We start from the raw sequence: 23749 nt of genomic DNA, 5'->3' as shown, positions 1-23749 counted from the left end.
CCTTTACCCCGGCCGGCTTCGTTTGCTATCCTGCCGCGGACTGCGCAGGGGAGCCATGATGCCGGACACCGCCTTTCCGATCCGCCGCGTGCGCACGCCCGTCCTCGACATCGCCTATGAGGAGCATGGTCCCGCCGACGGCGAGGTCGTCATCCTGCTGCACGGCTTTCCCTACGACCCGCGCGGCTATGACGAGGCGGCGCCGATGCTGGCCGAGAAGGGCCGCCGCGTGATCGTGCCCTATCTGCGCGGCTACGGGCCGACGCGGTTCCTGTCGCCGCATACGCTGCGATCCGGCCAGCAGGCGGCCCTGGCGCGGGACTTGCTCGACCTCATGGATGCGCTCTCGATCCGGCAGGCGGCCCTGGCAGGCTATGACTGGGGCGGACGGGCCGCCTGCATCGTCGCGGCGCTGTGGCCGGAGCGGGCGCGCTGCCTGGTCACTGGCGACGGCTACAACATCCAGGACATTCCGGGCTCGGTGCGGCCGCTCGCGCCGGAGATGGAATACCGCCTGTGGTATCAGTATTATTTCAATACCGAGCGCGGGCGGGACGGCCTTGCCGCGAATCGCCGGCCGCTCTGCCAGCTGCTCTGGCAGCTGTGGTCGCCGTCCTGGCGCTTCGAGCAGGCGACCTATGACCGCACGGCGGCCTCCTTCGACAACTCCGATTTCGTCGACGTCGTCATCCATTCCTATCGCCACCGCTACGGCTATGTCGCCGGGGACCCGTCGCTGGAGGCGATCGAACGGGACCTCGCCCGGCAGCCGGCCATATCGGTGCCCACCATCGCCCTGTATGGCGCCGATGACGGCGTCGCGCCGCCGGACGAGGGCGAGGGGGACCCTATCCGCTTCCCGCGGCTCCATGCCCGCCGCGTCCTGCCCGGCGTCGGCCACAACATCCCGCAGGAGGCGCCCGGGGAGGTGGTCCGGGCGCTCGAGGAGCTCCTGAGTGGCGGATAGAGCATTTTCCAGGACAGCGGATGGGCTTTCCGATTGGAAAATGCGCGAAAACCACAGGTTGGAGAAAAATTTCGGCTCGACGGATCGCAATCGACGCCGGCGGCTCCCGGCCGCCAAGGGCTGGTGATAACCGGTGGCCGGCGATTCCCTGCGGCGGCGGCCTCCCCTACAGTCGGCCCCGAATCGCGGATCCCTTCCTTCGCCCGGCTCGCCGGGATGACGGGACGATTGCCAGACAGTCTCTTTCCCCTGATTCGGAGCCGATGATGACGCAGCCGGATGGAACCTACGAAACCCTGCTCGTCGAAAGGCGGGGGCGGGTCGGCCTCATCACCCTGAACCGTCCCAAGGTTCTCAATGCGCTCAACGCGGCGCTCGCCGCCGAGCTGACGGCGGTCCTCGCCGCCTTCGACCGCGACGCGGCGCTGGGCTGCACGGTGATCACCGGATCCGAGAAGGCCTTCGCCGCCGGGGCGGACATCACCGAAATGGCCGGCAAGACCTACCCGCAGGCCCGGATCGAGGATTTCATCGCCGTGTGGGACGGTTTCGCGCGTCTGCGCAAGCCGGTGATCGCCGCCGTCGGCGGCTTCGCCCTCGGCGGCGGCTGCGAACTCGCGATGATGTGCGACCTCATCATCGCCGCCGACGGGGCCCGCTTCGGCCAGCCCGAGATCCGCCTCGGCATCGTGCCCGGCATCGGCGGCACGCAGCGCCTCGTGCGGGCCATCGGCAAGGCGAAGGCGATGGAGATGGTGCTGACCGGGCGCATGATGGATGCGGCCGAGGCGGAGCGTGCCGGGCTGGTCGCCCGCGTGGTGCCGGCGGCCGACCTTCTGGCCGAGGCGATGCGGACCGCCGAGGCGATCGCCGCCATGCCGCTGCCGGCGGTGCTCGCCGCCAAGGATTGCGTCGACCGCGCCTATGAGCTGACGCTGGCCGAAGGCATCCGCTACGAGCGGCAGGCCTTCTATGCCCTCTTTGCCAGCGCCGACCAAAAGGAAGGCATGGCCGCCTTCCTCGAGAAGCGGCCGCCGGCCTTCCGCCACGGATAGGGCACGGATAGATAGGGATGGGCGGGCTTTTGGCCCTTCGCCCGCGGGCGCGCGGGCTTCGGCGTCCGCTTTTTGGCGCTTCGATGCAGGATGGCGTTGACGGCGGGCCTCGCCCCATGTAAAGAGCCGCCTCCAATGTCGGACGCAATTGGCGTCCGCTTTTTGTCGTTTCACACAACGCACGGCTTCCGGGGGATCGTCTGATCGCCAGGAGACGGTCGGCTCAACAGGCAGGAACCATGGCCAATACCAAGTCGGCCAAGAAGGCTACGCGCAAGATCGAAGTGCGCACCGCAGTGAACAAGGCGCGCCGCTCCCGCATGCGCACCTTCATTCGCAATGTCGAGGAGGCCATCGCCGCAGGCGATCAGGCCAAGGCGACGCTTGCATTCAAGGCCGCCGAGCCCGAGATCATGCGCGCCGCCCAGAAGGGCGTCGTCCAGGACAACACGGCTGCTCGCAAGGTTTCGCGCCTGGCGCAGGCGGTGAGGAAGCTCGGCGCCTGAGCGGGTCGATGCTTCGTGCCGGCGTGTGCTGACGTCCGGACGGGTCGGATTCTATTGACCTTACGTAGAGATACCGAAACCCGGCCGTCGTGCCGGGTTTTGTTTTGCCGCGAGCCGCTTCATCGTTCGGCGCGAGATGCTTGGCCGTATGGTCCTTGCCGGCCGATGGCCAGCGCCGGCGCGCGGCGCTGGCGGCCCGCCGTATCGGCCCGCCGCCTGCTACCCCCGGGAAGGCTCGGTTTCATGTGACCGCATCCGCGCATTTCGCCGGATGAGCGGCGCGCCTGCGCCCTATTTCCCCGTCTCCCATCAGTCACGCCGGTCGCGGAGGATGTCGTTCCCGGGCCGTTCAAGTAACAGGTATGAAAATACCCTGCACGAAACCGGTGCTAATCTTTCCCCTTGACTCAGGCTTTTGCTCAAATAGCGTTCGAGGAGGCCGTGCCGATCAAAATTTCGCATGTTAGATCAGTCGTTTACGACCTAAGGCTTGTTGCCTCCCGCCGGGGGTCGGGAGAGTCCCCACAAAATGTGGCCGTCTGAAATCTTTACGCAGCCGAAACGAGTTTTTTCGAACTGTTTTGCCGCCTCCACGATTCCATCGACTCCTCAACGCGTTGCAGCTTCGGGGTGCGGCGAGCCCCTCGTCCGAATCGGGAACGCCGGGGCACCGTTAACGAATCAGTGAGATTTGTCTGTTGCAAGCGCCTGCCATGGTTCGCTATGTTTTTTCTCGGAACGGGTCACGTGTATGTTCCTTCCCGATATTGCGAGTGGACCAGCGTCCTTTCGGACGTCGGGGAGGCGTGTGCGAACGCCTTTTCGAGTATAGATCGGTGCGGTATGGGTGTGGTTAACGTCGTGTTGAAGTTCTATACTGTCATTTTGTAAGCGTGTGCTGCATGCGCGTCATGCCGGTGGGCCGGCGTGTTTTTGAAAAAATCAAATCAGGTCTGAAAGACGGAACTGGAGTATCATGTCGTCGGGGTGGATGAATGACTATGCGGGGGATGTTTCAGCCAGCGAGGCCTATGAGCTTCTCGGCCGGGAACCCAAGTCCCAACTCGTTGATGTCCGCACCAAGGCGGAATGGTCCTTTGTCGGCGTTCCGGATCTCTCCGCTCTCGGCAAGGAAGCCGTCCTGGCTGAATGGCAGCGCTATCCCACCATGGAGATCGCGTCGGACTTCGTTGCGCAGCTGGAACGAGAACTGGCGCGCCGCTCGGTCGGCCAGCATGATACGATCGTATTCCTCTGCCGCTCCGGCGCGCGCAGTCTCGCCGCAACCCAGGCCATGATCGCCGCGGGGTGGCTCGGCAGCCGCAACATCGCGGCGGGCTTCGAGGGCCCGGCGAACGCCGAGCGCCACCGCGGCCTGGTGGACGGCTGGAAAGCTGCCGGCCTGCCTTGGGTCCAGTCCTGATTCCATTCGTGGTTTTGCCGCTGCAGCTCCGGCCGTGATGCCGGAGCCGTGTCATGAACTCTTTGCCAGACGATAGCCCCATGAACCCGAGCGAACGCCTGACACTCGCTGCCGCGGCACCGACCGCGAGCGACATATCCAATGGGTCGGTCACTGCCGATCCGCCGGCTGCCTGGGATCGCGTGAAGCGCCTTCTGCGCGCCGAATACGGCGAAGACGTCTTTTCCAGCTGGTTCGCCCGGCTGGAGCTCGATGTCGTCATCGACGACACCGTCCATCTTTCGGTGCCGACGCGTTTTCTGCGCAGCTGGATCCAGGCCCATTATCTCGACAAGATCCTCGGCATGCTGGCCGCCGAGCTGCCGGGCACCGCCCATATCGCCCTCAACGTCCGGACGGCAGGGGTGCGGCCGATCGCCGGCCGCGACCACGCGCCGGGCGCCAGGGCGGCCGAGCCGATGGTGGCGGCGACGGCCAAGCCCGCGCCCTTCCTGCGGGCCATCGAGGTGACGTCCCGCGAGGACGATCTCGCCGGCTCCCCGCTCGACCGGCGCATGTCGTTCGACGCCTATTTCGTCGGGCGTTCCAATGCTCTTGCCCATGCCGCCGCCCAGCAGGTCGCCAGGGCCGGCGCCAGCGAGCCGCTGCCCTACAATCCGCTCTTCCTCCATGCCGCCGTGGGCCTGGGCAAATCCCATCTCATCCAGGCCATCGCCCATCTGTCGGAGAGCGTCGGCAAGCGGGCGCTCTACCTCACGGCCGAGCGCTTCATGTACGGCTTCGTCGCGGCGCTGAAGGCGCAGACCGCCATCGCCTTCAAGGAGAAGCTGCGGGCGATCGACCTCCTCGTCATCGACGACCTGCAATTCCTGGCCGGCAAGTCGATCCAGCAGGAATTCTGCCACACGCTCAACGCGCTCATCGACGGCGGCAAGCAGGTCGTCGTCGCGGCGGACCGGCCGCCGGCCGATCTCGATACCCTGGACGAGCGCGTGCGGTCCCGCCTGTCGGGCGGGCTGGTGGTCGAAATCGGCGCGCTGGACGAAGAGCTGCGCATCAAGATCCTCAAATCGCGCATCGAGGCGGCGCGGGCGCATCACGCCAATTTCGACGTGCCGGACAATGTCGTGGCCTATGTCGCCCATCAGGTCTCGACCAACGGCCGCGACCTCGACGGCGCGGTGAACCGTCTCCTCGCCCATTCCGCGCTGTCCGGCTCCGGCATGTCGCTGGAGACGGCGGAGGCGGCCATCCGCGATCTCGTCCGCAACCGCGAGCCGCGCCGCGTCAAGATCGAGGATATCCAGCGCATCGTCGCCAAGCATTACAATGTCAGCCGGGCCGACATCCTCTCGCTGCGGCGCACGGCGACGGTGGTCAAGCCGCGCCAGATCGCGATGTATCTGGCCAAGTCGCTCACGCCGCGCTCGCTGCCGGAAATCGGCCGCCGCTTCGGCGGGCGCGACCACACCACGGTGCTGCACGCCGTGCGCAAGATCGAAGGCCTGGTGGGGCGCGATACCGGCCTTGCGGAGGAGGTTGACCTCCTGCGCCGTTTGCTGTCCGAGTAGGGCGATCCCTCGTTCCTGCGTCGCGGCGAGACCGTGACGGGCAGGGGCGCAGGTGCCTCCCACTCCGGATGACGTGATGCCCTATCTCGGCCTCGATATCGGAACCTCCGCCGTCAAGGCGGTCATCGTCGACGACGACGAGAAGGTGCTGGCGGAAGGCGAGCGGCCCCTCGTCCTTTCCAGGCCGGGGCCGGGACTGTCCGAACAGGACGCGCAGGACTGGGTCGGCGCTGTCGAGGCCGTGCTGCTGGCGTGGCGGCAAGACCACGGCGCCGTGCTGGCGGCGGTCGAGGGCATCGGCCTCTCGGGCCAGATGCACGGGGCGGTATGCCTCGGCGCGGACGACCGGCCGCTGCGCCCCGTCACGCTGTGGAACGACAGCCGTGCCGCCGCCGAAGCCGCCGAGCTCAACCGCATCCATCCTGATCTCGCCTGGCGGCTGGGCGTGCCGGCCGCGCCCGGCTTCGCCGCGCCACAGCTGCTGTGGCTGTCGCGCCACGAGCCCGCGACGCTGGTGGCGCTGCGCAAGGTGCTGCTGCCGAAGGACTATGTCCGCCTCCAGCTGACGGGCGAGCATGTCACCGACATGTCGGACGCGGCCGGCAGCTGGTGGCTGGACGAAGCCGCGCGCGACTGGTCGGACGCCGCGCTCGCCGCCACCGCCGTCAGCCGTTCGGTGATGCCGCGCCTCGTCGAGGGAACGGCGGTGTCCGGCTCCCTGACCGTCTCGGCCGCGACCCGCCTCGGCCTCCGGCCGGGCATTCCGGTCGCCGGCGGGGCCGGCGACGCCATGGCCGGCGCTGTCGGCATCGGCGCCATCGATGACGGTGCCTTCATCTCGCTGGGGACGTCGAGCCAGTTCTTCGCGCCGGGCAGGCAATATCGGCCGCTGCCCGACAAATTCCTGCACGCCTTCTGCCATGCCGTGCCCGGCTGCTGGATCCAGATGGCGGCCCTGCTCAACGGAGCCTCCTGCCTCGCCTGGCTCGCCGCCCTGGTCGGCACGCCGATCGAGACGCTGCTGGCCGAGGTGGCGGCGCAGCCCCCCGGGCCGGGGGCGGTGACGTTCCTGCCCTATCTCGCCGGCGAGCGCACGCCGCACAACGATGCCGCTGCCAGCGGCGTCTTCTCGGGCATGACGGGCGCGACCGGCAGGAGCGATCTCGCCCGCTCCGTGCTGGAAGGGGTCGCCTATTCCCTGGCGGACGCCGCCGATTGCCTGGCCGAGGCGGGCACGCAGCTCCAGGACGTCGCGGTGATCGGCGGCGGCGCACGCAGCGCCCTCTGGGTCCAGATCATCGCCGATGTGCTCGGAAGGCCGCTCAAGCGCTACCGTGGCGGCGAGAAGGGACCGGCCTTCGGTGCGGCACGGCTGGCAAGGGCCGCGGCCTGCGGGGCCGACATCCGCACGCTCGCGCCGGCGCCGCCCGTGCTCGACGTCGCCGAGCCGCGCCCGGACCTGACGGCCGCCTATGCGGAACGGATCGCCGCCTTCCGCCGCCTCTACCAGGCGACGAAAGCGGCGCGATAGGAGCGCGGACATCCTGTCCGCCTCTTCCCGCACGCGCACCCGAGGCGTGCGGACCTCGATCTACAGGCAGCTCAGCGCCAGCCGGCGCACGGTCGCCTCCAGTTCCCTCGCCAGCGCCTTGCGGTCGGTGCCCGGCCGGTAGGGCAGCGCCTCGCCCCACTGCACCACCACGTCGATCGGCGCGCCGGCGAGGATGCCGAGGAGATGGGGGCCGAGATCGGTATCGCCGATCCAGGCGATCTCGCTCATGCCGCTGCGGCCGATCGGCAGGCCGCCGCGCCGGACATAGCGCAGCGCCAGCGGCTGCACGAAGGCGGGCGCCTCCTCGCCGCCCAGCGCCTCGCGCGCCGCGCCGAGCAGGGCCGAGCGGAAGGGCAGGACATGGATGCCGTCACCGGTCGTGCCCTCGCCGAACAGCACCATGGCGTCGCCCGATCTCAGGCGCGCGCCGATGGCGGCATTCGCAGCGCCCGTCTTGTGGCGGCGCTCGCGCTCGATGAAGATGGAGCGCTGCAGCCGGGCGAACAGGCCGATCACCGGCCACCCCGCCACCTCGCTCTTGGCGATGAAGGACAGCGGCGCGCAGGCCCCGAGCACGACGATGTCGAGCCAGGAGACGTGATTGGCGACGATGAGCAGCGGGCGACGCCGGTCCTCGGCGCCACGGACCGTGAGCTTCACGCCGATGATGGCGAGGACGCAGCGATGGAAGAACACCGGCAGGCGCCGGGCCAGCGGCCAGTCCGCCCGCACGGCGAGCCATTGCAGCGGGATGAGCGGCAAAGCGAGCGCCGCGACCGCGGCGATGCGGCAGATGGATTTGAGCCGCATCAGCGAAGGCCCGCCCGGCCGCCCGCGCCTCGCTTCGCCCATCTCGCCCCTCGTGCCACGGATTGCTCCCCGCTTCGAACCCCGGTTCCCCTATAGGGGAAACAGGCGCCGCGACCAATGCCGTTTCTCCTCCTCGCCTGCCGGTTATTCGGCCGCCGCCGCCACCGGGTCCTTGCCCTTCCCTGCGGCGCCGGGAAGCGGTTCGCCGCCGCCGGCCCTCGGCTGCGTCCCATGCTGCTCCGGCTCCGGCAGGACGTCGACCGCGCGGGAGGGATCGGCCGCCTCCCGCCGGACGAACCAGCCCGACACCCGGTCCAGCGCCACATAGACGACCGGCGTGATGTAGAGCGTCAGCAATTGCGAGACCAGGAGACCGCCGACCACCGCCACGCCGAGCGGCTGGCGCAGTTCGGCGCCGGCGCCCTGGCCGAGGGCGATCGGCAGCGCGCCGAGGATGGCCGCCAGCGTGGTCATCATGATCGGCCGGAAGCGCAGCACCGCCGCCTCGACGATGGCGTCGCGGGCGGACGCGCCGGCCGAACGCCGCTCGATGGCGAAATCCACCATCATGATGGCGTTCTTCTTGACGATGCCGATCAGCATGATCAGGCCGATCATGGCGATGATCGACAGGTCCATGCCGAAGATCTCCAGCGTCAGCAGGGCGCCGATGCCCGCCGTCGGCAGCCCCGACAGGATCGTCAGCGGATGGATGAAGCTCTCATAGAGGATGCCGAGCAGGATGTAGACGACCAGCACCGCCGCCAGGAGCAGCATCGGCATGCCCGAGAGCGAATCCTGGAATTGCTGCGCCGTGCCCTGGAACTTGGCGCTGATCGTGTTGGGCATGTCGATCTCGCGCGTCGTCTTCTCGATCGCCGCGACGGCCTGGCTCAGCGCCACCCCGGGGCGCAGGTTGAAGGAGATCGTCACCGACGGCAGCTGCCCGATATGGGACAGCGACACGGCGGCCGGCACCTCCTCGATACGCGCCACGCTGTCGAGCGGGATGTGGGCGCCGCTGCTGGAGCGGATGGTGAGTTTGCGCAGGAGGGCCTCGGGCGAGCTGTAGTCGCCGCCCGCTTCGAGGATGACCTGGTAGGTGTTCTCCGGCGCATAGATCGTCGAAATCTGGCTGGTGCCATAGGCGGCGTAGAGCCCCGCGCGGATCTGGTCGACGGTGACGCCGAGCTTGGCGGCGTTGTTGCGGTCGATATGGACGACGGCGTTGCGCGCGTTGATCTGCAGGTCCGAATTGACGCCGGTGACCTGCGGCATCGCCCGCATCCGCTCCTCGATCTTCTGGGCGTAGAGGCGCAGTTCATCGATATCGGCCGACATCAGCGCATATTGGTACTGGCTGCGCGAGCGCGTGGCGCCGATGTTGATCGACTGCACCGCCTGGAAATAGGTGCTGATCCCCGGCACCCGCGCCGCTGCCCGCTCCAGCCGCGCCATCACGGCGCCGATCGGCTGCGTGCGGGCCGGTTTGTCCCGGAGCTGGATGAACAGCCGCCCGGCGCTGATCTGTCCGGCACCGCCGCCGCCCACGGTGGATATCACCGAGCCGACGTCGGGGTCCTTGCGCAATTCCTCGACGACGGCCTGCTGCCGGACCGCCATGGCGTCGAAGGAGACGTCGTCCGGGCCGACCGTCGAGCCGCTGACGAGGCCGGCATCCTCCTGCGGGAAGAAGCCTTTGGGAATGTCGACGAAGAGGATGGCGGTGAGCACGAAGGTCGCGGCCGTGAGCCCGAGCATGAGCACCGGCGCCTCGACCGCGGCCCGCACCGTGGTGGCGTAGCCCCTGGCGAGCCGCGCGAAGCCCGCCTCGAAAAGCCGCAGCAGCAGCGGCTCCTTCCGGCCCTGCTCATGCGGCTTGATCAGGCGCGCGCACAGCATCGGCGTGAGCGTCAGCGACACGACGCAGGAGATGAGGATGGCGAGGCCGATCACATAGCCGAATTCGGAGAACATGCGCCCGATGATGCCGCCCATGAAGATCACGGGGATGAACACCGCGATCAGCGACATCGTCATCGACAGGATGGTAAAACCGACCTCGCGGGAGCCGATCAGGGCGGCGGCGAAGGGCTTCTGCCCGAGTTCGACATGCCGGACGATGTTCTCCAGCATCACGATGGCGTCGTCGACCACGAAGCCGACGCACAGCGTCAGCGCCAGCAGCGAGATGTTGTCGATCGACAGTCCCAGCACATGCATGCCGGCGAAGGTGCCGATCAGCGAGATCGGCAGGGCGATGGCCGGGATGAGGGTGGCGCGGGCGCTGCGCAGGAAGAAATAGATGACGATGACGACGAGGACGATCGACAGGCCGAGCGTGAACTCGACGTCCTCGACCGCATGGCGGATCGAGACGGAGCGGTCGATCATCACGTCTAGCGTCACGCCGGCCGGCATCGCCTGCCGGATCTTCGGCAGCACGGCCTTGATCGAATCGACCACGGCCACCGTGTTGGCGTCGGGCTGGCGCTGGATGGCCAGAACGATGCCGCGCTTGTCGTCGCGCCAGCTCGCCGTCTGGTTGTTCTCGACGCTGTCGACGGCCTCGGCGACATCCTGCAGGAGCACCGGCGCCCCGCTGCGCGAGGCCACGACGACCGGCATATAGCCTGCGGCGCGGCGGATCGGGCCGGTCGCCTCGAGGATGATGTTGCGGCCGTCGGCATGGGTGGAGCCGACCGGGGTGTTCGAATTGGCCGAGGCGACCGCGCCTTGCAGGTCGGCCAGGGTGAGGTTGCGTGCGGTGAGCTGGTCGAGATCGGCCTCGATGCGCACCGCATATTGCTGGCTGCCGTAGATGTTGACCTGCGCGATACCGGGCAGGGTGGACAATTGCGGCACGATGTCCGACTGGGCGAAGCGGTCGATGTCGGACATCCGCGCCTGGTCGGAGGTGAGGGCCAGGAACAATACGGGCTGGTCGGCCGGATTGACCTTCCGGAAGCTCGGCGGCGTCGCCATGTCGGCGGGCAGGTTGCGCTGCGCGGTCGCGATCGCCGACTGGACGTCGAGCGCGGCGCCGTCGATGCTGCGGTCGAGATCGAACTGCAGCACGATCGCCGTCTGGCCGAGCGTCGAGGTCGAGGACATCTGTGTGACGTCGGAGATCGCCGAAAATTGCTTCTCCAGGATGGCGGCGACGGACGAGGCCATGGTTTCGGGGCTGGCGCCGGGCAGCGAGGCGCTGACCTGGATCGTCGGGTGGTCGACGCGCGGCACGGCGGCCACCGGCAATTGCCGGTAGCCGAACCAGCCGGCGGCGACGAAGGAGACCATCAGCAGGATGGTCATGACCGGGCGTCGGATGCAGATCTCGGACAGCATGCTTGTCTCCGCCCCGGCTCAGCTTTTGACGGCGGCGGTATCCGTCGCGGCCTTGGCCGAGACGGGAGCGCCGTCGACGAGGCGCAGCATGCCCTCGCTCGCCACCTGCTCGCCATCCGCGACGCCGTCCGACAGCACCGCATCCGCCCCTGCGACGCGGGCGACCGTCACCGGGCGCAGATGGGCGACGGCATCCTCGACGACGAAGACATAGCTGCCGTTCTGCCCGATCTGGACCGCGGCGCTGGGGACCACGACCTGCGGCGCGGTGCCGGGAAAGACGACCTCGACCTTCACGAAGGCGCCGCCCCACAGCAGGTTGCGCTCGTTGGGGATGTCGGCCTTGACCAGGATGGTGCCGGTGGCGGGATCGATGGCGTTCTCGATGAAGGCGACCTTTCCCGTCAGCGTGTGCCTGCCGGCGGTGACGTCGACGCGCACCGGGCCGGACGCCATGGCTTCGCGCAGCGCCACCAGGCGGTCCTGCGGGATCGAGAAGGCGACCATGGACGGGTCGAGCTGGTTGACGGTGGCGAGAGGCGCCGCATCCGAGGTGCGCACGCTCGAGCCCGGCCTGACCGGGATCGATCCGATCCGCCCCGACACCGGGGCGCGGATGACGGTATCGTCGCGCGTCGCCTGCGCCGAGGCGAGGGTGGCCCGGTCGGCGGCGAGCTGAGCCTGCGCGATCTTGAGGGCGGTGGCCGCCGTGTCGCGCGTGGTGACCGCACCGGCGTGGCGGCTGAGGAGGCTGTCGGCGCGGGAAAGGTCGTGCTCGGCCTGGGCGATCTGGGCCGTGTCCTTCTCGATCTGGGCCTCGATCTGCGCGATCTGCGCGGAGATCGTACGGTCGTCGAGCGTGAAGAGGATGTCTCCCTGCTCGACCTCCGCGCCCTCGGCGACGCGAACGCTGGTGACCGCGGTATTGTCGATGCGGCTGCGCAGCTGGATCGAGGCATAGGGCGTGGCGGTTCCCACGGCGGCGATCACGACCGGCACCTGCCTGACCGCGGCCCTGGCCAGCCTCACAGGCACCGGCGCGGTGCCCTCGCCGGGCTTCCGCACCTCGCCCCCGGGAACGCCGGCGCCGCCCGGGGCATCGAGGCGAAGCGCGGCGGCAAAACCGGGGATCGCAGCGACATAGGGCTCGGAGGCGGGAACCGTCCGCACGATCCAGGGCGCGACATAGGCCCGCTGCCACCAGGCCAGGCCGAAAAGGAGCGAGAGGAGGACCGCCAGATTGAAAAGACGCTTCATCGGAAACCATCGAGTCATGAAATGAAGCGCGGAGTTTAGGGGCGAAGGCGGGCTTCTTCCGGGCCGCTACGATTAATTTCCTGTCATGAAGCGCGAGGAGGCGGGAAAATATCCGCGCCGGTTGCAATCGGCTCTCATCCGGCGCCTCGCCGTCCGGCCGAGGAAAAGCCCCGGCGGGGCTGCCGGGGCGGGTCTTAGGTGCAGACGATGGCGCGGGCCTCACTCCGCCGCGATGGTCTGCGGCTTGTGCTCCTTCTCCGGATTTTCGGTGAAGCCCTCCTCGGCGGGCGGCGCCTCGTCGCCGGAAGAGCCGAAGCTGCCGATCCAGTGGGAAAACCTGTCGAGATAGAGGTAGATGACCGGCGTGGTGAACAGGGTCAGCACCTGGCTGACCAGCAGGCCGCCGACCATGGCGTAGCCGAGGGGCTGGCGGATCTCCGCGCCGGTGCCGCTGCCGAGCATCAGCGGCACGCCGCCGAGCAGCGCCGCCATCGTGGTCATCAGGATGGGCCGGAAGCGCAGGAGGCAGGCCCGCCGGATGGCGTCGAAGGCCGACATGTGGTGGTCGCGCTCGGCGACGATGGCGAAGTCCACCAGCATGATGCCGTTCTTCTTCACGATGCCGATGAGGAGGATGACGCCGATCAGCGCGATCAGGCTGAAGTCGAAATGGAACAACAGCAGGGTGGCGAGCGCGCCCAGGCCCGCGGAGGGCAGGGTCGAGAGAATGGTCAGCGGGTGGATGTAGCTCTCATAGAGGATACCGAGGATCAGGTAGACCACGATCAGCGCGGCGACGATCAGCATCGGCACCGAGGAGAGCGAGGCCTGGAAAGCCTGCGCGGTGCCCTCGAAGGTCGAGCTGATGGTGGCGGGGACATTCATGTCCCGCTCGGCCTGGCTGATGGCGTCGGTCGCCTGTCCAAGCGCCACGCCCGGTGCCAGGTTGAAGCTGATGGTCACGGCCGGGAATTGGCCCTGGTGGTTGATGGCCAGCGGCTGCACCGGCACGGTCGTCCATGTCGTGAAGGCCGACAGCGGCACCTCCCCGCCTGTCGTCGGCGAGCGCACATAGATCTGCTGCAGCGTCGAGATGTTCTTCTGCAGCGACGGCAGCACCTCCAGGATGACGTAATAGGTCGACAGCTGGGTGGAGAACTGCGCGATCTGGCGCTGCCCGAAGGCATCGTAGAGCGTGGCGTCGATGACGTCGGGCGTCAGGCCGTAGCGCGCGGCCTGGTCGCGGTTGATCGTCAGCGTCAGCGTGGTGCCGGAGGCCTGCTGGTCGGAGGCGACGTCGCGCAATTGCGGCATGGACTTCATCTTGGCCAGCAGCTTGGGCGCCCATTGGTTGAGCTCGCCGATGTCGGTTCCCTGCAGGGTGAACTGATATTGCGTGCGCGACGGCCGCCCGCCCATGCGCACGTCCTGCGCCGCCTGCAGGAACAGCCGCGCCCCCTCGACCTTGCTGGTCTGCGCCTGAAGGCGGCGGATCACGTCGTCCGCCGACGCCGTCCGCTCGTCGCGCGGCTTCAGCGTGATGTACATGTTGCCGTCGTTGAGGGTGTTGCCGTTGCCGCCCATGCGCATCGCCATATGGGCGATGGCCGGATCCTTGAGCACGATCTGGCCCAGCTGCTCCATATGGTGCGCCATGTCGGCGACGGAGGTGTCCTGCGCCGTCTCGACGATGCCGGTGATCAGGCCGGTGTCCTGCTGGGGGAAGAAGCCCTTGGGAATGATCACGAACAGGTAGCAGGTCAGCGCCAGCGTGGCGAAGAACACCATCAGCGTGACGAAGCGGGCCTTCAGCACGATGTCGAGGCCGCGCTCATAGGCGCCGAGCAGGGCGTCGAAGGCCCTTTCGCTCATCTGATAGAGCTTGCCGTGATGCTCCTCGTGGATGGGCTTGAGGAAGCGCGAGGCCATCATCGGCGTCAGCGTCAGCGAGACGAAGGCCGAGACGACGATGGTCATGGCCAGGGTGATCGAGAATTCCCGGAACAGGCGGCCGATGATGCCGCTCATCAGCAGCAGGGGGATCAGCACCGCGATCAGCGAGATGGAGATCGACAGGATGGTGAAGCCGATCTCGCCCGCGCCCTTCAGCGCCGCCGCCATCGGCCTCTCGCCTTCCTCGATGTAGCGCGTGATGTTCTCCAGCATGACGATGGCGTCGTCGACGACGAAGCCGACCGCGATGGTCAGCGCCATCAGCGAGAGGTTGTCGAGGCTGTAGCCGGCCAGCCACATCAGGGCGCAGGCGCCGAGCAGCGCCAGCGGCACCGTGATCGAGGGGATTACCGTCGCCCATACGCTGCGCAGGAACACGAAGATGACCATCACCACCAGGCCGATGGTGAGCAGCAGCGTGAACTGCACGTCCTTCACGGCGGCCCGGATGGTCTGGGTGCGGTCGCTGAGCACCAAGATCTTGATCGCCGGATTGATGCCGGCGGTCAGATGCGGCATCTCGGCCATCACCCTGTCGACGGTCTGGATGACGTTGGCGCCGGGCTGCTTGAAGATGACGAGGAAGACGCCGCGCTTGCCGTCGGCCCAGCCGGCCTGGGTGTCGTCCTGGGCGGCCTTCACCGCCTGGCCGATATCCTTGACGCGGATCGGGCTGCCGTTGCGGTAGGCGATGATGGCATCGTTCCAGCTCTTGGGATCCATCAGCTGGTCGTTGGTGTAGATGGTGTAGGATTTGGTGGCGCCGTTGAAGGTGCCCTTGGGATTGTTGACGGTGGTGACCGACAGCGGCGTGCGGACGTCCTCCAGCGACAGGCCCTTGGCGACGAGCTTGGCGGGATCGACCTGGATGCGGATGGACGGCGTCTGCTGGCCGCCGACATTGACCTGCCCGACGCCGTTGATCTGGCTGATGGCCTGGGCGAGCTTGGTCAGCGCCTCGTCCGAGACCTGGGTCAGGGGCAGCGTGTCGGAGGTCGCGCCGAGCAGCAGGATCGGCGAGTCGGCCGGGTTGACCTTACGATAGGTCGGCGGGCTCGGCATGTTCTTCGGCAATTGGCCGTTGGCGGCGTTGATGGCCGCCAGCACGTCGCTGCCGGCGCCGTCGATGTTGCGCGACAGGTCGAATTGCAGCGTGATCTGGGTGGAGCTCGTCTGGCTCGACGAGGTCATCTCTGCGATGCCGGGGATCAGCGCGAACTGGGTCTCCAGCGGCTGCGCCACCGAGGACGCCATCGTCGCCGGATCGGCGCCGGGCAGGCTGGCCGAGACCTGGATCGTCGGGAAGTCGACTTCCGGCAGGGGCGCCACCGGCAGCTGCGGATAGGCGATGATGCCCACGAACAGGATGCCGACCATCAGCAGGGAGGTGGCGATCGGGAAGCGGATGAACGGAGTGGAGATGCCGCCGGCCATGTCAGTTCGCCTCCTTCGCCGCCGCAGCGTCGGCGGGCGCGACGGCCTGTTCGGCCACCTTCTCGCCGTCGGCGGCCATCGGCTTGGCATCGACCTCGGCGCCGGGCTGCAATCTCGACTGCCCCTCCACCACGACTTTCTGGCCGGGCGCCAGCCCGTCGGTGACGACGGCCTTGCCGTCGCCGCTCAGGCCGACCTTGATGGGCTGGGCCTCGACCTTGCCGTCGGCGTCGATGACATAGGCGAAGAGCCCGCCGGGCCCGTGCTGCACCACGTCCTCGGGTACGACGACGACCTGCTTGAGGGTGTCGACGAGCATGCGGGTCGTCACCGACAGACCCGGCCAGAGCGCGTTGTCCTTGTTGTCGAAGCGCGCCTTCAGGCTGATCGTGCCGGTCGCCTGGTTGACGGAGTTGTCGATCACGGCGAGCGCGCCGTGCGACAGGGTGGTCTGGCCGTCCGAACTCAGGGCGTCGACCGCGACCCCGCCCCGGTCATAGGCCTTGCTGACGGCCGGCAGCGAATCCTCCGGCTCGGTATAGACGACGGCGATCGGCTGCAGCATCGCGATGGTGACCATGCCGGTCTGGTCCGAGGCGTGCACGATGTTGCCGGGGTCGATCAGGCGGAAGCCGGTGCGGCCGCTGAAGGGCGCGGTGATCGTCGTGTAGCTCAGATTGGTCTGGGCGTTGTCGATCGCCGCCTGGTCGCCCTTGATCTGCGCCGTCATCTGGTCGACGAGCGCCTGCTGGGCATCGAGGTTCTGCTTGGATTCGAAATTCTGCTTGGCGAGGTTCTGGAAGCGCTCGAGATTGAGCTGGTCGTTGCGCAGATTGGCCTCGTCCTGCGCCTTCTTGGCCAGCGCCTGGTCGAGGGCGGACTGGTAGGGCCGCTTGTCGATCTCGATGAGCGGATCGCCCTCCTTCACCATCTGGCCCTGCTTGAAGAAGACCTTGATGATCTGGCCGTCGACGCGGCTCTTCACCGTCGCGGTCTTGAACGGGGTGACCGTGCCCAGGCCATAGGTGCGCACCGGAAAGTCGGCCTTCGCAACCTGCACGAAGGTGACGGGAACCTTGGCGACCGGCGGCGCGGCCTTGCTGGCGGCCTGGGCCTGCGCCTGGTTCCCGTCATAATACCGCCAGCCGCCATAGCCGGCCGCCGCCGCGACGAGAACTATCGTCATGTATACCGGCCAGCGCCGAGAGCGCTTTTCTTGTGAATTTGTCATATATCTGGTCCGATAGTTGGAAACGTCGCGGCGATTGCAGCTGGTACAGAATTATTTAGCTCATTTTGCGGAGCATACAGCGTCTAAAATATGACGTGGGCCGCAATACAAGCTCGATCTCGAAATGTTGAACATGGCGTTACCTGTCCATCGACGGCCGTGATCATGAGAAGACATTCCTACCGGGCCCTCATCGGATCCTGGCCGGAGGGCGGCAAGGGCCGTCTTCCGGCCGGCAGCCTGGTGGCGATCGTCACCGGCTCCGGCACGGGAACCGGTGCCGGCGCGAGAAGCTCATGCCCGACGTCGCGGGGCATGCGCATGAAGATGAAGGTGGACGCCGCTGCGATCAGGCCGACGCCCATGAAGACCGGCGGGAAGACGGCCGCGGTCAATGTGGTGGCGCCCGAAAGCTGCATCGAGGCTTCGAGCGCGAAGGCCGCGACCGACACCCCGACCGAGCCTGCCAGTTCCTGCAGCACCGATGTCATGCTGGTGACGCGGCCCATGAGGGCGGCGGGCACGTCGGAGACGCCGGCCGTGTTGATGCTGGTGAACTGGAGGGATCGGGTGAAGCCCGCCGCGAGCAGCGTGGCGCAGATCGCGGCGACCGGCATATGGGCGTAGAACAGCGCCGGGGCCGCCACCAGCGCCGAGGAGAGCAGCGCGTTGACGGTGAGGACGCGCCGGAAGCCGACGCGGCGCAGGATGGGCCCGGCCAGCGTCTTCATCGCCATGGCGCCGAGGCCGGTCGACAGCGTCATCAGGCCGGACTGGAAGGGGGAGAAGTCGAAGCCGAGCTGGAACAGCAGAGCGAGAAGGAAGGGCGTGGCGCCGACGCCGATGCGGAACAGGAAGCCGCCCGAGATCGAGGCCCGGAAGGCGGGAATGCTCAGCAGGCGCAATTCGATCAGCGGATTGGCCGAGCGCCGGGCGTGCGGCACGTAGAGCCCGATCAGCACCAGGCCGAGCACGGCGAGCGCCATGTCGTAGCCGGGCGCGACGACGTCGAGGCCGGCCAGCGTCGCGCCGCTCATCAGCGCCACCAGGCCCGGGGCCAGCAGCAGGAAGCCGATGAGGTCGAAGGGGCGGCGGTCCTCCTCGCGCACATTGGGGACGAAGATCGAGGACAGCACGATGCCGAGCACGGCGATGGGGATGTTGATCCAGAAGATCAGGCGCCAATGGAAATAGGTGGTGATGAAGCCGCCGAGCGGCGGGCCGCTCAGGGGGCCGAGCAAGGCAGGAAAGGTCAGCCACATCATGGCGTTGACGAGATCGTGCTTGGGCGTGGTCTTGAGGATGATCAGCCGGCCGACCGGCGTCATCATCGCCCCGCCCATGCCCTGGAGGATGCGGGCCGCCACCAGTTCGGTGAGGTCGTGCGACAGGCCGCAGGCGATCGAGCCGAGGGCGAAGACGACGATGGCGGCGCGGAAGACGGTGCGCGCCCCGAAACGGTCGGCCATCCATCCCGAGGTCGGGATGAACACGGCGAGCGAGAGGAGATAGCTCGTCAAGGTCAGCTTGAGGTAGATCGGGCTGGTGCCGAAATCGCGGGCGATCGTCGGCAGCGCGGTCGACAGCACGGTCGAATCGAGGTTCTCCATGAAGAGCCCGGTGGCGATGATGAGCGGCAGCAGGCGGCCCGGGGAGACGGATCGATCGCTCACGGCACCGCCTCCGCGGCGGGCGAGGGCGCTCCCAGCCCGCGCAGGGCGAGGCCGACCACGGCTTGGGCGATCTGCGCGTCGGACAGGTGGTCGGCGGTGACGCCGCTGCGCACCATGCCGATCATCAGCTTGGCGGCGAGCCCGGCCTCGAAGGGCCGCGCCTCGCCGCGGGCCTGCCCGGCTTCGATCGCCGCCTTCAGCCGCGCCTCGACCTGCCCCCGGCGCTGGCGGAACAGGCGGCGCTTGGAGGTCTCGCCTTCGCCCATCGGGCTGATCGAGCCGAAATGGGTGCGGATGGTGGGAACGATCTCCGTCACCAGGCGGACGAGACGCTGCTCGAAGCCGCCGGGCAGCACCATCGCGGTATCGAGCCTGCTTTCGAGATCGTCGAGGGCATGGCCGAACGCCGCCTCGAACAGCGCCTCCTTGCTGGGGAAATAGCGGTAGACCGTGGGCTTGCCGATGCCGGCCTCGAAGGCGATCTCCTCGACGGAGGCGGCTTCATAGCCCTGGCGCGCGAAGATGCGGCTCGCCGCGTCGAGCAGATTGTTGCGGCGGATGTCGCGCCACCTCTCCGCGGCCGAAGGCCTTTCGTCAGCTCGAACGTCCATGCGCAGCCCCGATCAGAACCCGCCGGTTACGAACGAAACCGGCGAGTTTCATCTGGGCATGAAATGTGAAGAAAATATGCGGAAAGGCCCGCTGCCCGCTTTGCGGGCAAACACGATGTCACACGTTTCGGTGAGGATTGTTTCGCCTGCGTAAACCGGCCATTCCGGCCCCTTGCGCGGGATGTCCGGCTGCCCGCGACAGGCGGGCAGGGGAAGTGCCGTAGTCCTCTCCTGCCCCGGCGGGACCGGCGTCCGTCCGCCTAGTGGAGGACCGTGAAGCCGGCCTCCGCGAAGGGCTTCTCGCCCGCCGGCGTCTTCAGGAAGGCAAGGAAGGCGGCGGCGTCCGCGGCGTCGGCGGAGGCCGTCGTCACGCCGAAGGGATAGATGATCGGGTCATGCGTGTCCTCGGGGAAGGTGGCGACCACCTTGACCTTGGGCTCGGCCTTGGCGTCGGTGGCGTAGACCACGCCGAATCTGGCCTCGCCGCGCGCGACGAGGGCGAGCGCCGAGCGCACATTGTCGGCCATCGCGAATTTCGGCTCCACCGCCGCGAGGATGCCGAGCTTCTGGAAGGCGGCCCTGGCATATTTGCCGGCGGGAACGGTCTTCACCTCGCCCACCGCGATCTTGCCCTCGCCGGTGGCGCCGGCGAGATCGACCCCCGGCGACAAGGCGAGCGTGGCGGTCGAATCCAGGGGCGCGATCAGCACGAGGGCATTGCCGAGCAGGTTGGCGACGCTGTCGGGCCGGATCAGCTTGCGGTCGGTGCCGTATTTCATCCAGTCGAGATCGGCGGAGGCGAAGATGTCGGCCGGCGCGCCCTGCTCGATCTGCCTCATCAGCGCCGAGGAGGCGGCATAGGAGATCACGACCTTCTTGCCGGACTGCGCCGTCCACGCCTTGGCCGCGCCGTCGAGCGGTCCCTTGAGGCTGGCCGCCGCGAAGACGGTGAGGTCGGCCGCCAGCGCCGGCGCGGACAGGAGGGGCAGGCCGAGGACCAGGGCGAGGACGGCACGGCGGAGGATGGACAGCATGGCGGAATCCCGGTTGGCTATAGTTGTGTGGCTATAGCGAACAGGGATGAAGGCGGCGTGTCAATGCCGCGAAGGCGGAAAAGAAGGGCGGCTTCCGGCGCTGCCCGGCCGTGGCAGGCGCCCTGTCGGCGGCCTGCCCGTTGGCCGACCGTCATATATGGGTGACATAGCCGATCCGGCTGCGGGGCGCCCGCCCGAGCCAGAAGCACAGCACCGATCCGGCGGCCAGCAGCAAGGCGAAGGGAAGTTCGAGGATCGGCAGGACGATGTCGTTCCAGACGAAGGCGCTGAAGACGCTGTCGACCCCCGCTTGCGCACGGGCGAGGCTGGAGGCGCTCAGCCATTGCCAGAGGCCGTGGATCGACAGCACCGTCCAGCCGCTGTCGGCGATCGAGCGCGTGCCGTCGACGATGACGGCGACGAAGGCCGCCGCGGCCAGGAACAGCCCGAGGGATTGGGCAAGAAAACGCATCGGCTCCGTTTCCTCCGCGAGAAGGCCCAGCCTAGGCGATCCCTCGCCGAAGCTGGAGTCCCTTCCAGCGCCCGGCGGCGCGAATCCGATGAAAAAACCGGCATGACAGGTTTACAAAACCCGCCGACGCCGCCATAAGCACCGCTCGACGGAAGGGTGGCCGAGTGGTTGAAGGCGCACGCCTGGAAAGTGTGTATACGGGAAACCGTATCGCGGGTTCGAATCCCGCCCCTTCCGCCATTACCACCCATTCTACGTCATGATGCGATATTCCGGGCGATGGCTACGCAGACCCCGCCGATCGCCGCACTGGCGACATGTGCGGATATCAAACATGGCGTACACCCTCCTTCTCGGCAGATTTCAAACTCCAACTTCGCCGGCATGGCCGCCCAGCAGCCAAGCGCATAGTTCGTGATGTTGAAGCCCAGCGAGCCGCCTAAAGCCGCCATCCATGCCGCAGATGACGTTCTATTCGCGGTCTCGATGGCAATCCGCCTGGACTGTCGGAGGCCAGCTCTGGGAGAGCCAGGGTAAGCATCCGCGGTCCAAGTGAACGCGCTGCGATAAAAGCGTGGAGGTCATCGCCTTCTGCGAGAACCGCCCCCCAACGCCCCACCGGTCAGCGAGGTTGTTCACCGAGGGCCCAATTCGGTCCGTCGAAGGGATAGCCAGCCGGCACGCGCGCCGCGGCATTATAACTCTGGATCCATCCCGGATAGGCGGCCGGCCGTTGGCTGGCCTCGTCTAGTTGGCGCAAGTCGTCGTCTTCCAGCGCAAGATCGAGCGCCGACAGGTTAGCTTCAAGTTGATCGAGGCGCTTGATCCCCACAATGACGCTGGTAACGGCGGACTGCGCCAGCAGCCATGCCAGTGCCACCTGCGCGGGCTCACTTTCCCGGCGTTCGGCCACCGCCTTCAAGGCATCGATCACATTGAAGGTGCGTGCCTCGTCGACGGGCGGGAAGGAGATCTTGGCGCGACGTGCGGCGGTGTCTTTACTGCCGCTGCGATCGAACTTGCCCGACAGCAATCCTCCCGCAAGCGGGCTCCAACACAAAAGGCCGAGCTTCTGGTCGGACACCGCCGGGATCACCTCGTCCTCGATGTCGCGGCCAGCGAGCGAGTAAAACGACTGGATCGAGACGATCGGCTCCAGCCCCTCACGCGCGGAAATGCCGAGTGCCTTCATCAGTTGCCACGCCGCGAAATTGGAACAGCCGATGTGGCGCACCTTGCCTTGCCGTACCGCATCGTCAAGCGAGCGCAAAACCACCTCGATCGGCGTGTACGGATCGAAATTGTGGAGCTGGTAGAGATCGATATGATCGGTCTTGAGGCGGCGCAGGCTCGCTTCCAGCGATTCCATAATGTGGCTACGCGACTGGCCGATGTCGTTCGGACCGCTGCCCGATTTGCCGCTGACCTTGGTGGCGAGCACGACATCGCGTCGCCGCTCCTTCAGCACCTCGCCCAGCACAGTCTCCGACCCGCCGCCGCCATAGACGTCGGCCGTGTCGATGAAGTTGATCCCGGCATCGAGCGCCATGCCGACGATCGCGTCTGCCTCCGTTGCGGACAGGCGGCCGATGGCGTTACCGGCCGGGTTGTCCGCTCCGCCAAAGGTCATCGCACCCAAGCAGAAGCGCGAAACAAACATGCCGGAGGAGCCGAGTGGAGCAAACTGCATCACCATACCTTTTATCATTTCTCACTTGATACCATCGTGTCCTGATACGATCTATAATCGATCAACTGAATAATGTAGGCGATCGTCCATGATCGATCCTCTTTCCGACTTCCTCGCCAGGCTGCAGAGCGAGAGCGTCTTTCCGGTGCAGATGGAAGCGCGGGGGCGATGGGGGCTGCGCTACCCGGCATTCCGCCATATGAAATTCGGCGGCATCATCAAGGGGGAGCGATGGTTTTGGGCGGAGGGTGTAGAGCCGCAGTGCCTTCGGGCCGGCGACTTTTACTTACTGACCGATGGCAGGCCCTACTGCATGGCCAGCGATCCCGACGCCCCATTGGCTGAAGCCACTGCGGCTTTCGCGTCGTATCGCCCATCGGATGGCAATCTGATCTATGGCGAAGGCAAGACCAGCTCTGTCGCAGTCGCCGGGCGCTTTACCTTCGCGGACGATGACATGGCGGCCATGTTACGCGTGCTGCCGCCGCTGATTCATGTGCCGGCTCAAGATGTGGCAGCCACTCCACTCCCCCTTCTCATGACGCTGATCAAGGCCGAAACCGGTGCCATGAACCAGGGAGGCCGCGTTGCCGCGTCCAGCCTGGCGAACCTCGTCCTCGTTCACATCCTGCGGGCCTGGCTCGCGATGGGGAAGCGTTCCGCCAGCTGGCTAGCGGCGACCAGCGATCGACAGATCGGTGCAGCGCTGTCGGTCATGCACGAGCGGGTCGGTCACGACTGGTCGCTCGACCTGCTCGCCAGGCACGTCGGCATGTCGCGCTCGCTGTTTGCCAAGAGGTTCGCCGAAGCGGTCGGGGTGCCGCCGATGACCTATCTGCTGGGCTGGCGCATGACGATCGCGCGCACGGCGTTGCGGAATGGCGAACGCAACATAACGGCGTTGGCTGAGCGCCTGGGTTATGGTTCCCCGACGGCTTTCCGTATCGCGTTCCGCCGTGAGGTGGGCGAGAGCCCCGGGCGTTACCGAATAGGACACAACGCCAATTAAGTTGGTGTCGTTATCATAGCTTTGATCGGCGTCGGTTATCTCCTGGCGATGTTCATGACTACCGCGATCAAGCCCAATTTCCCAAGCCGTTCTACTAAACGAAGGAGAACGCGCGCCATCTTCTGGTCAGCAGTTTAGTGACAAGCGCCGTGC

General features: G+C 67.2%; 17 protein-coding genes and 1 tRNA gene. 8 read left to right on the top strand and 10 right to left on the bottom strand.

What is annotated here, in order from left to right; translation table 11 throughout:
• Positions 1-55: 55 nt before the first annotated feature.
• The 6 genes from J3R73_RS26960 to xylB all read left to right on the top strand — a co-directional run bounded on the left by J3R73_RS26960 (position 56) and on the right by xylB (position 7053).
• Positions 56-967, top strand: coding sequence for an alpha/beta fold hydrolase (locus J3R73_RS26960; protein WP_307434557.1), 912 nt, complete (start codon positions 56-58; stop codon positions 965-967).
• A gap of 266 nt (positions 968-1233) precedes the next feature.
• Positions 1234-2022, top strand: a complete 789-nt coding sequence (locus tag J3R73_RS26955; protein ID WP_307434555.1) for an enoyl-CoA hydratase — start codon at positions 1234-1236, stop codon at positions 2020-2022.
• A 239-nt stretch (positions 2023-2261) separates the two neighbouring features.
• Complete coding sequence (gene rpsT / locus J3R73_RS26950; RefSeq protein ID WP_307434553.1) at positions 2262-2528, top strand: 30S ribosomal protein S20; 267 nt, start codon at positions 2262-2264, stop codon at positions 2526-2528.
• 976 nt (positions 2529-3504) lie between these two features.
• On the top strand, positions 3505-3951 hold the full coding sequence (locus J3R73_RS26945; protein WP_307434549.1) for a rhodanese-like domain-containing protein: 447 nt from the start codon (positions 3505-3507) through the stop codon (positions 3949-3951).
• An 80-nt stretch (positions 3952-4031) separates the two neighbouring features.
• A complete protein-coding gene (gene dnaA, locus J3R73_RS26940) occupies positions 4032-5522 on the top strand; it encodes a chromosomal replication initiator protein DnaA (protein WP_307434545.1) in 1491 nt (496 codons plus the stop codon).
• 76 nt (positions 5523-5598) lie between these two features.
• Positions 5599-7053 carry a xylulokinase gene (gene xylB / locus J3R73_RS26935; protein WP_307434541.1) on the top strand — a complete coding sequence of 485 codons (1455 nt, stop codon included), beginning with the start codon at positions 5599-5601 and terminating at the stop codon, positions 7051-7053.
• Positions 7054-7113: 60 nt separating this feature from the next.
• Here xylB and olsA read toward each other — a convergent pair whose 3' ends face one another.
• The 9 genes from olsA to J3R73_RS26890 all read right to left on the bottom strand — a co-directional run bounded on the left by olsA (position 7114) and on the right by J3R73_RS26890 (position 20897).
• The gene (gene olsA / locus J3R73_RS26930; protein WP_307434538.1) at positions 7114-7926 is read right to left on the bottom strand and encodes a lyso-ornithine lipid O-acyltransferase; all 813 of its coding nucleotides are present in this window, start codon (positions 7924-7926) and stop codon (positions 7114-7116) included.
• 102 nt (positions 7927-8028) lie between these two features.
• Positions 8029-11232 carry an efflux RND transporter permease subunit gene (locus J3R73_RS26925; protein WP_307434535.1) on the bottom strand — a complete coding sequence of 1068 codons (3204 nt, stop codon included), beginning with the start codon at positions 11230-11232 and terminating at the stop codon, positions 8029-8031.
• A gap of 18 nt (positions 11233-11250) precedes the next feature.
• Positions 11251-12489, bottom strand: a complete 1239-nt coding sequence (locus J3R73_RS26920) for an efflux RND transporter periplasmic adaptor subunit (RefSeq protein ID WP_307434533.1) — start codon at positions 12487-12489, stop codon at positions 11251-11253.
• Between the two features lie 219 nt (positions 12490-12708).
• A complete protein-coding gene (locus J3R73_RS26915; RefSeq protein ID WP_307434532.1) occupies positions 12709-15876 on the bottom strand; it encodes an efflux RND transporter permease subunit in 3168 nt (1055 codons plus the stop codon).
• Between the two features lies 1 nt (position 15877).
• Positions 15878-17062 (bottom strand): efflux RND transporter periplasmic adaptor subunit, encoded by a 1185-nt coding sequence (locus tag J3R73_RS26910; protein ID WP_307434530.1) that lies wholly within the window; start codon positions 17060-17062, stop codon positions 15878-15880.
• Positions 17063-17286: 224 nt separating this feature from the next.
• The gene (locus J3R73_RS26905; protein WP_307434528.1) at positions 17287-18780 is read right to left on the bottom strand and encodes a DHA2 family efflux MFS transporter permease subunit; all 1494 of its coding nucleotides are present in this window, start codon (positions 18778-18780) and stop codon (positions 17287-17289) included.
• Complete coding sequence (locus tag J3R73_RS26900; RefSeq protein WP_307434525.1) at positions 18777-19391, bottom strand: TetR/AcrR family transcriptional regulator; 615 nt, start codon at positions 19389-19391, stop codon at positions 18777-18779. The genes J3R73_RS26905 and J3R73_RS26900 overlap by 4 nt, the downstream gene beginning before the upstream one ends.
• Before the next feature lie 260 nt (positions 19392-19651).
• Positions 19652-20425, bottom strand: coding sequence for a molybdate ABC transporter substrate-binding protein (modA, locus tag J3R73_RS26895; protein WP_307434523.1), 774 nt, complete (start codon positions 20423-20425; stop codon positions 19652-19654).
• 151 nt (positions 20426-20576) lie between these two features.
• A complete protein-coding gene (locus J3R73_RS26890; RefSeq protein ID WP_307434521.1) occupies positions 20577-20897 on the bottom strand; it encodes a hypothetical protein in 321 nt (106 codons plus the stop codon).
• 150 nt (positions 20898-21047) lie between these two features.
• Here J3R73_RS26890 and J3R73_RS26885 point away from each other — a divergent pair.
• A tRNA-Ser gene (locus J3R73_RS26885) sits at positions 21048-21137 on the top strand.
• Positions 21138-21519: 382 nt separating this feature from the next.
• Here J3R73_RS26885 and J3R73_RS26880 read toward each other — a convergent pair.
• Positions 21520-22587 (bottom strand): aldo/keto reductase, encoded by a 1068-nt coding sequence (locus tag J3R73_RS26880; RefSeq protein ID WP_307437719.1) that lies wholly within the window; start codon positions 22585-22587, stop codon positions 21520-21522.
• Between the two features lie 88 nt (positions 22588-22675).
• On the opposite strand from J3R73_RS26880, the gene J3R73_RS26875 reads away from it, so the two are divergent.
• Positions 22676-23596: an AraC family transcriptional regulator gene (locus J3R73_RS26875; protein WP_307434517.1), complete on the top strand. Its 921-nt coding sequence runs from the start codon at positions 22676-22678 to the stop codon at positions 23594-23596.
• Positions 23597-23749 lie beyond the last annotated feature (153 nt).

The sequence above is a fragment of the Labrys monachus genome (genome assembly GCF_030814655.1).
Classification (GTDB): domain Bacteria; phylum Pseudomonadota; class Alphaproteobacteria; order Rhizobiales; family Labraceae; genus Labrys; species Labrys monacha.
The sequence above is the reverse complement of the archived record's forward strand: the minus strand, read 5'-3'. Positions and strand labels throughout refer to the sequence as shown.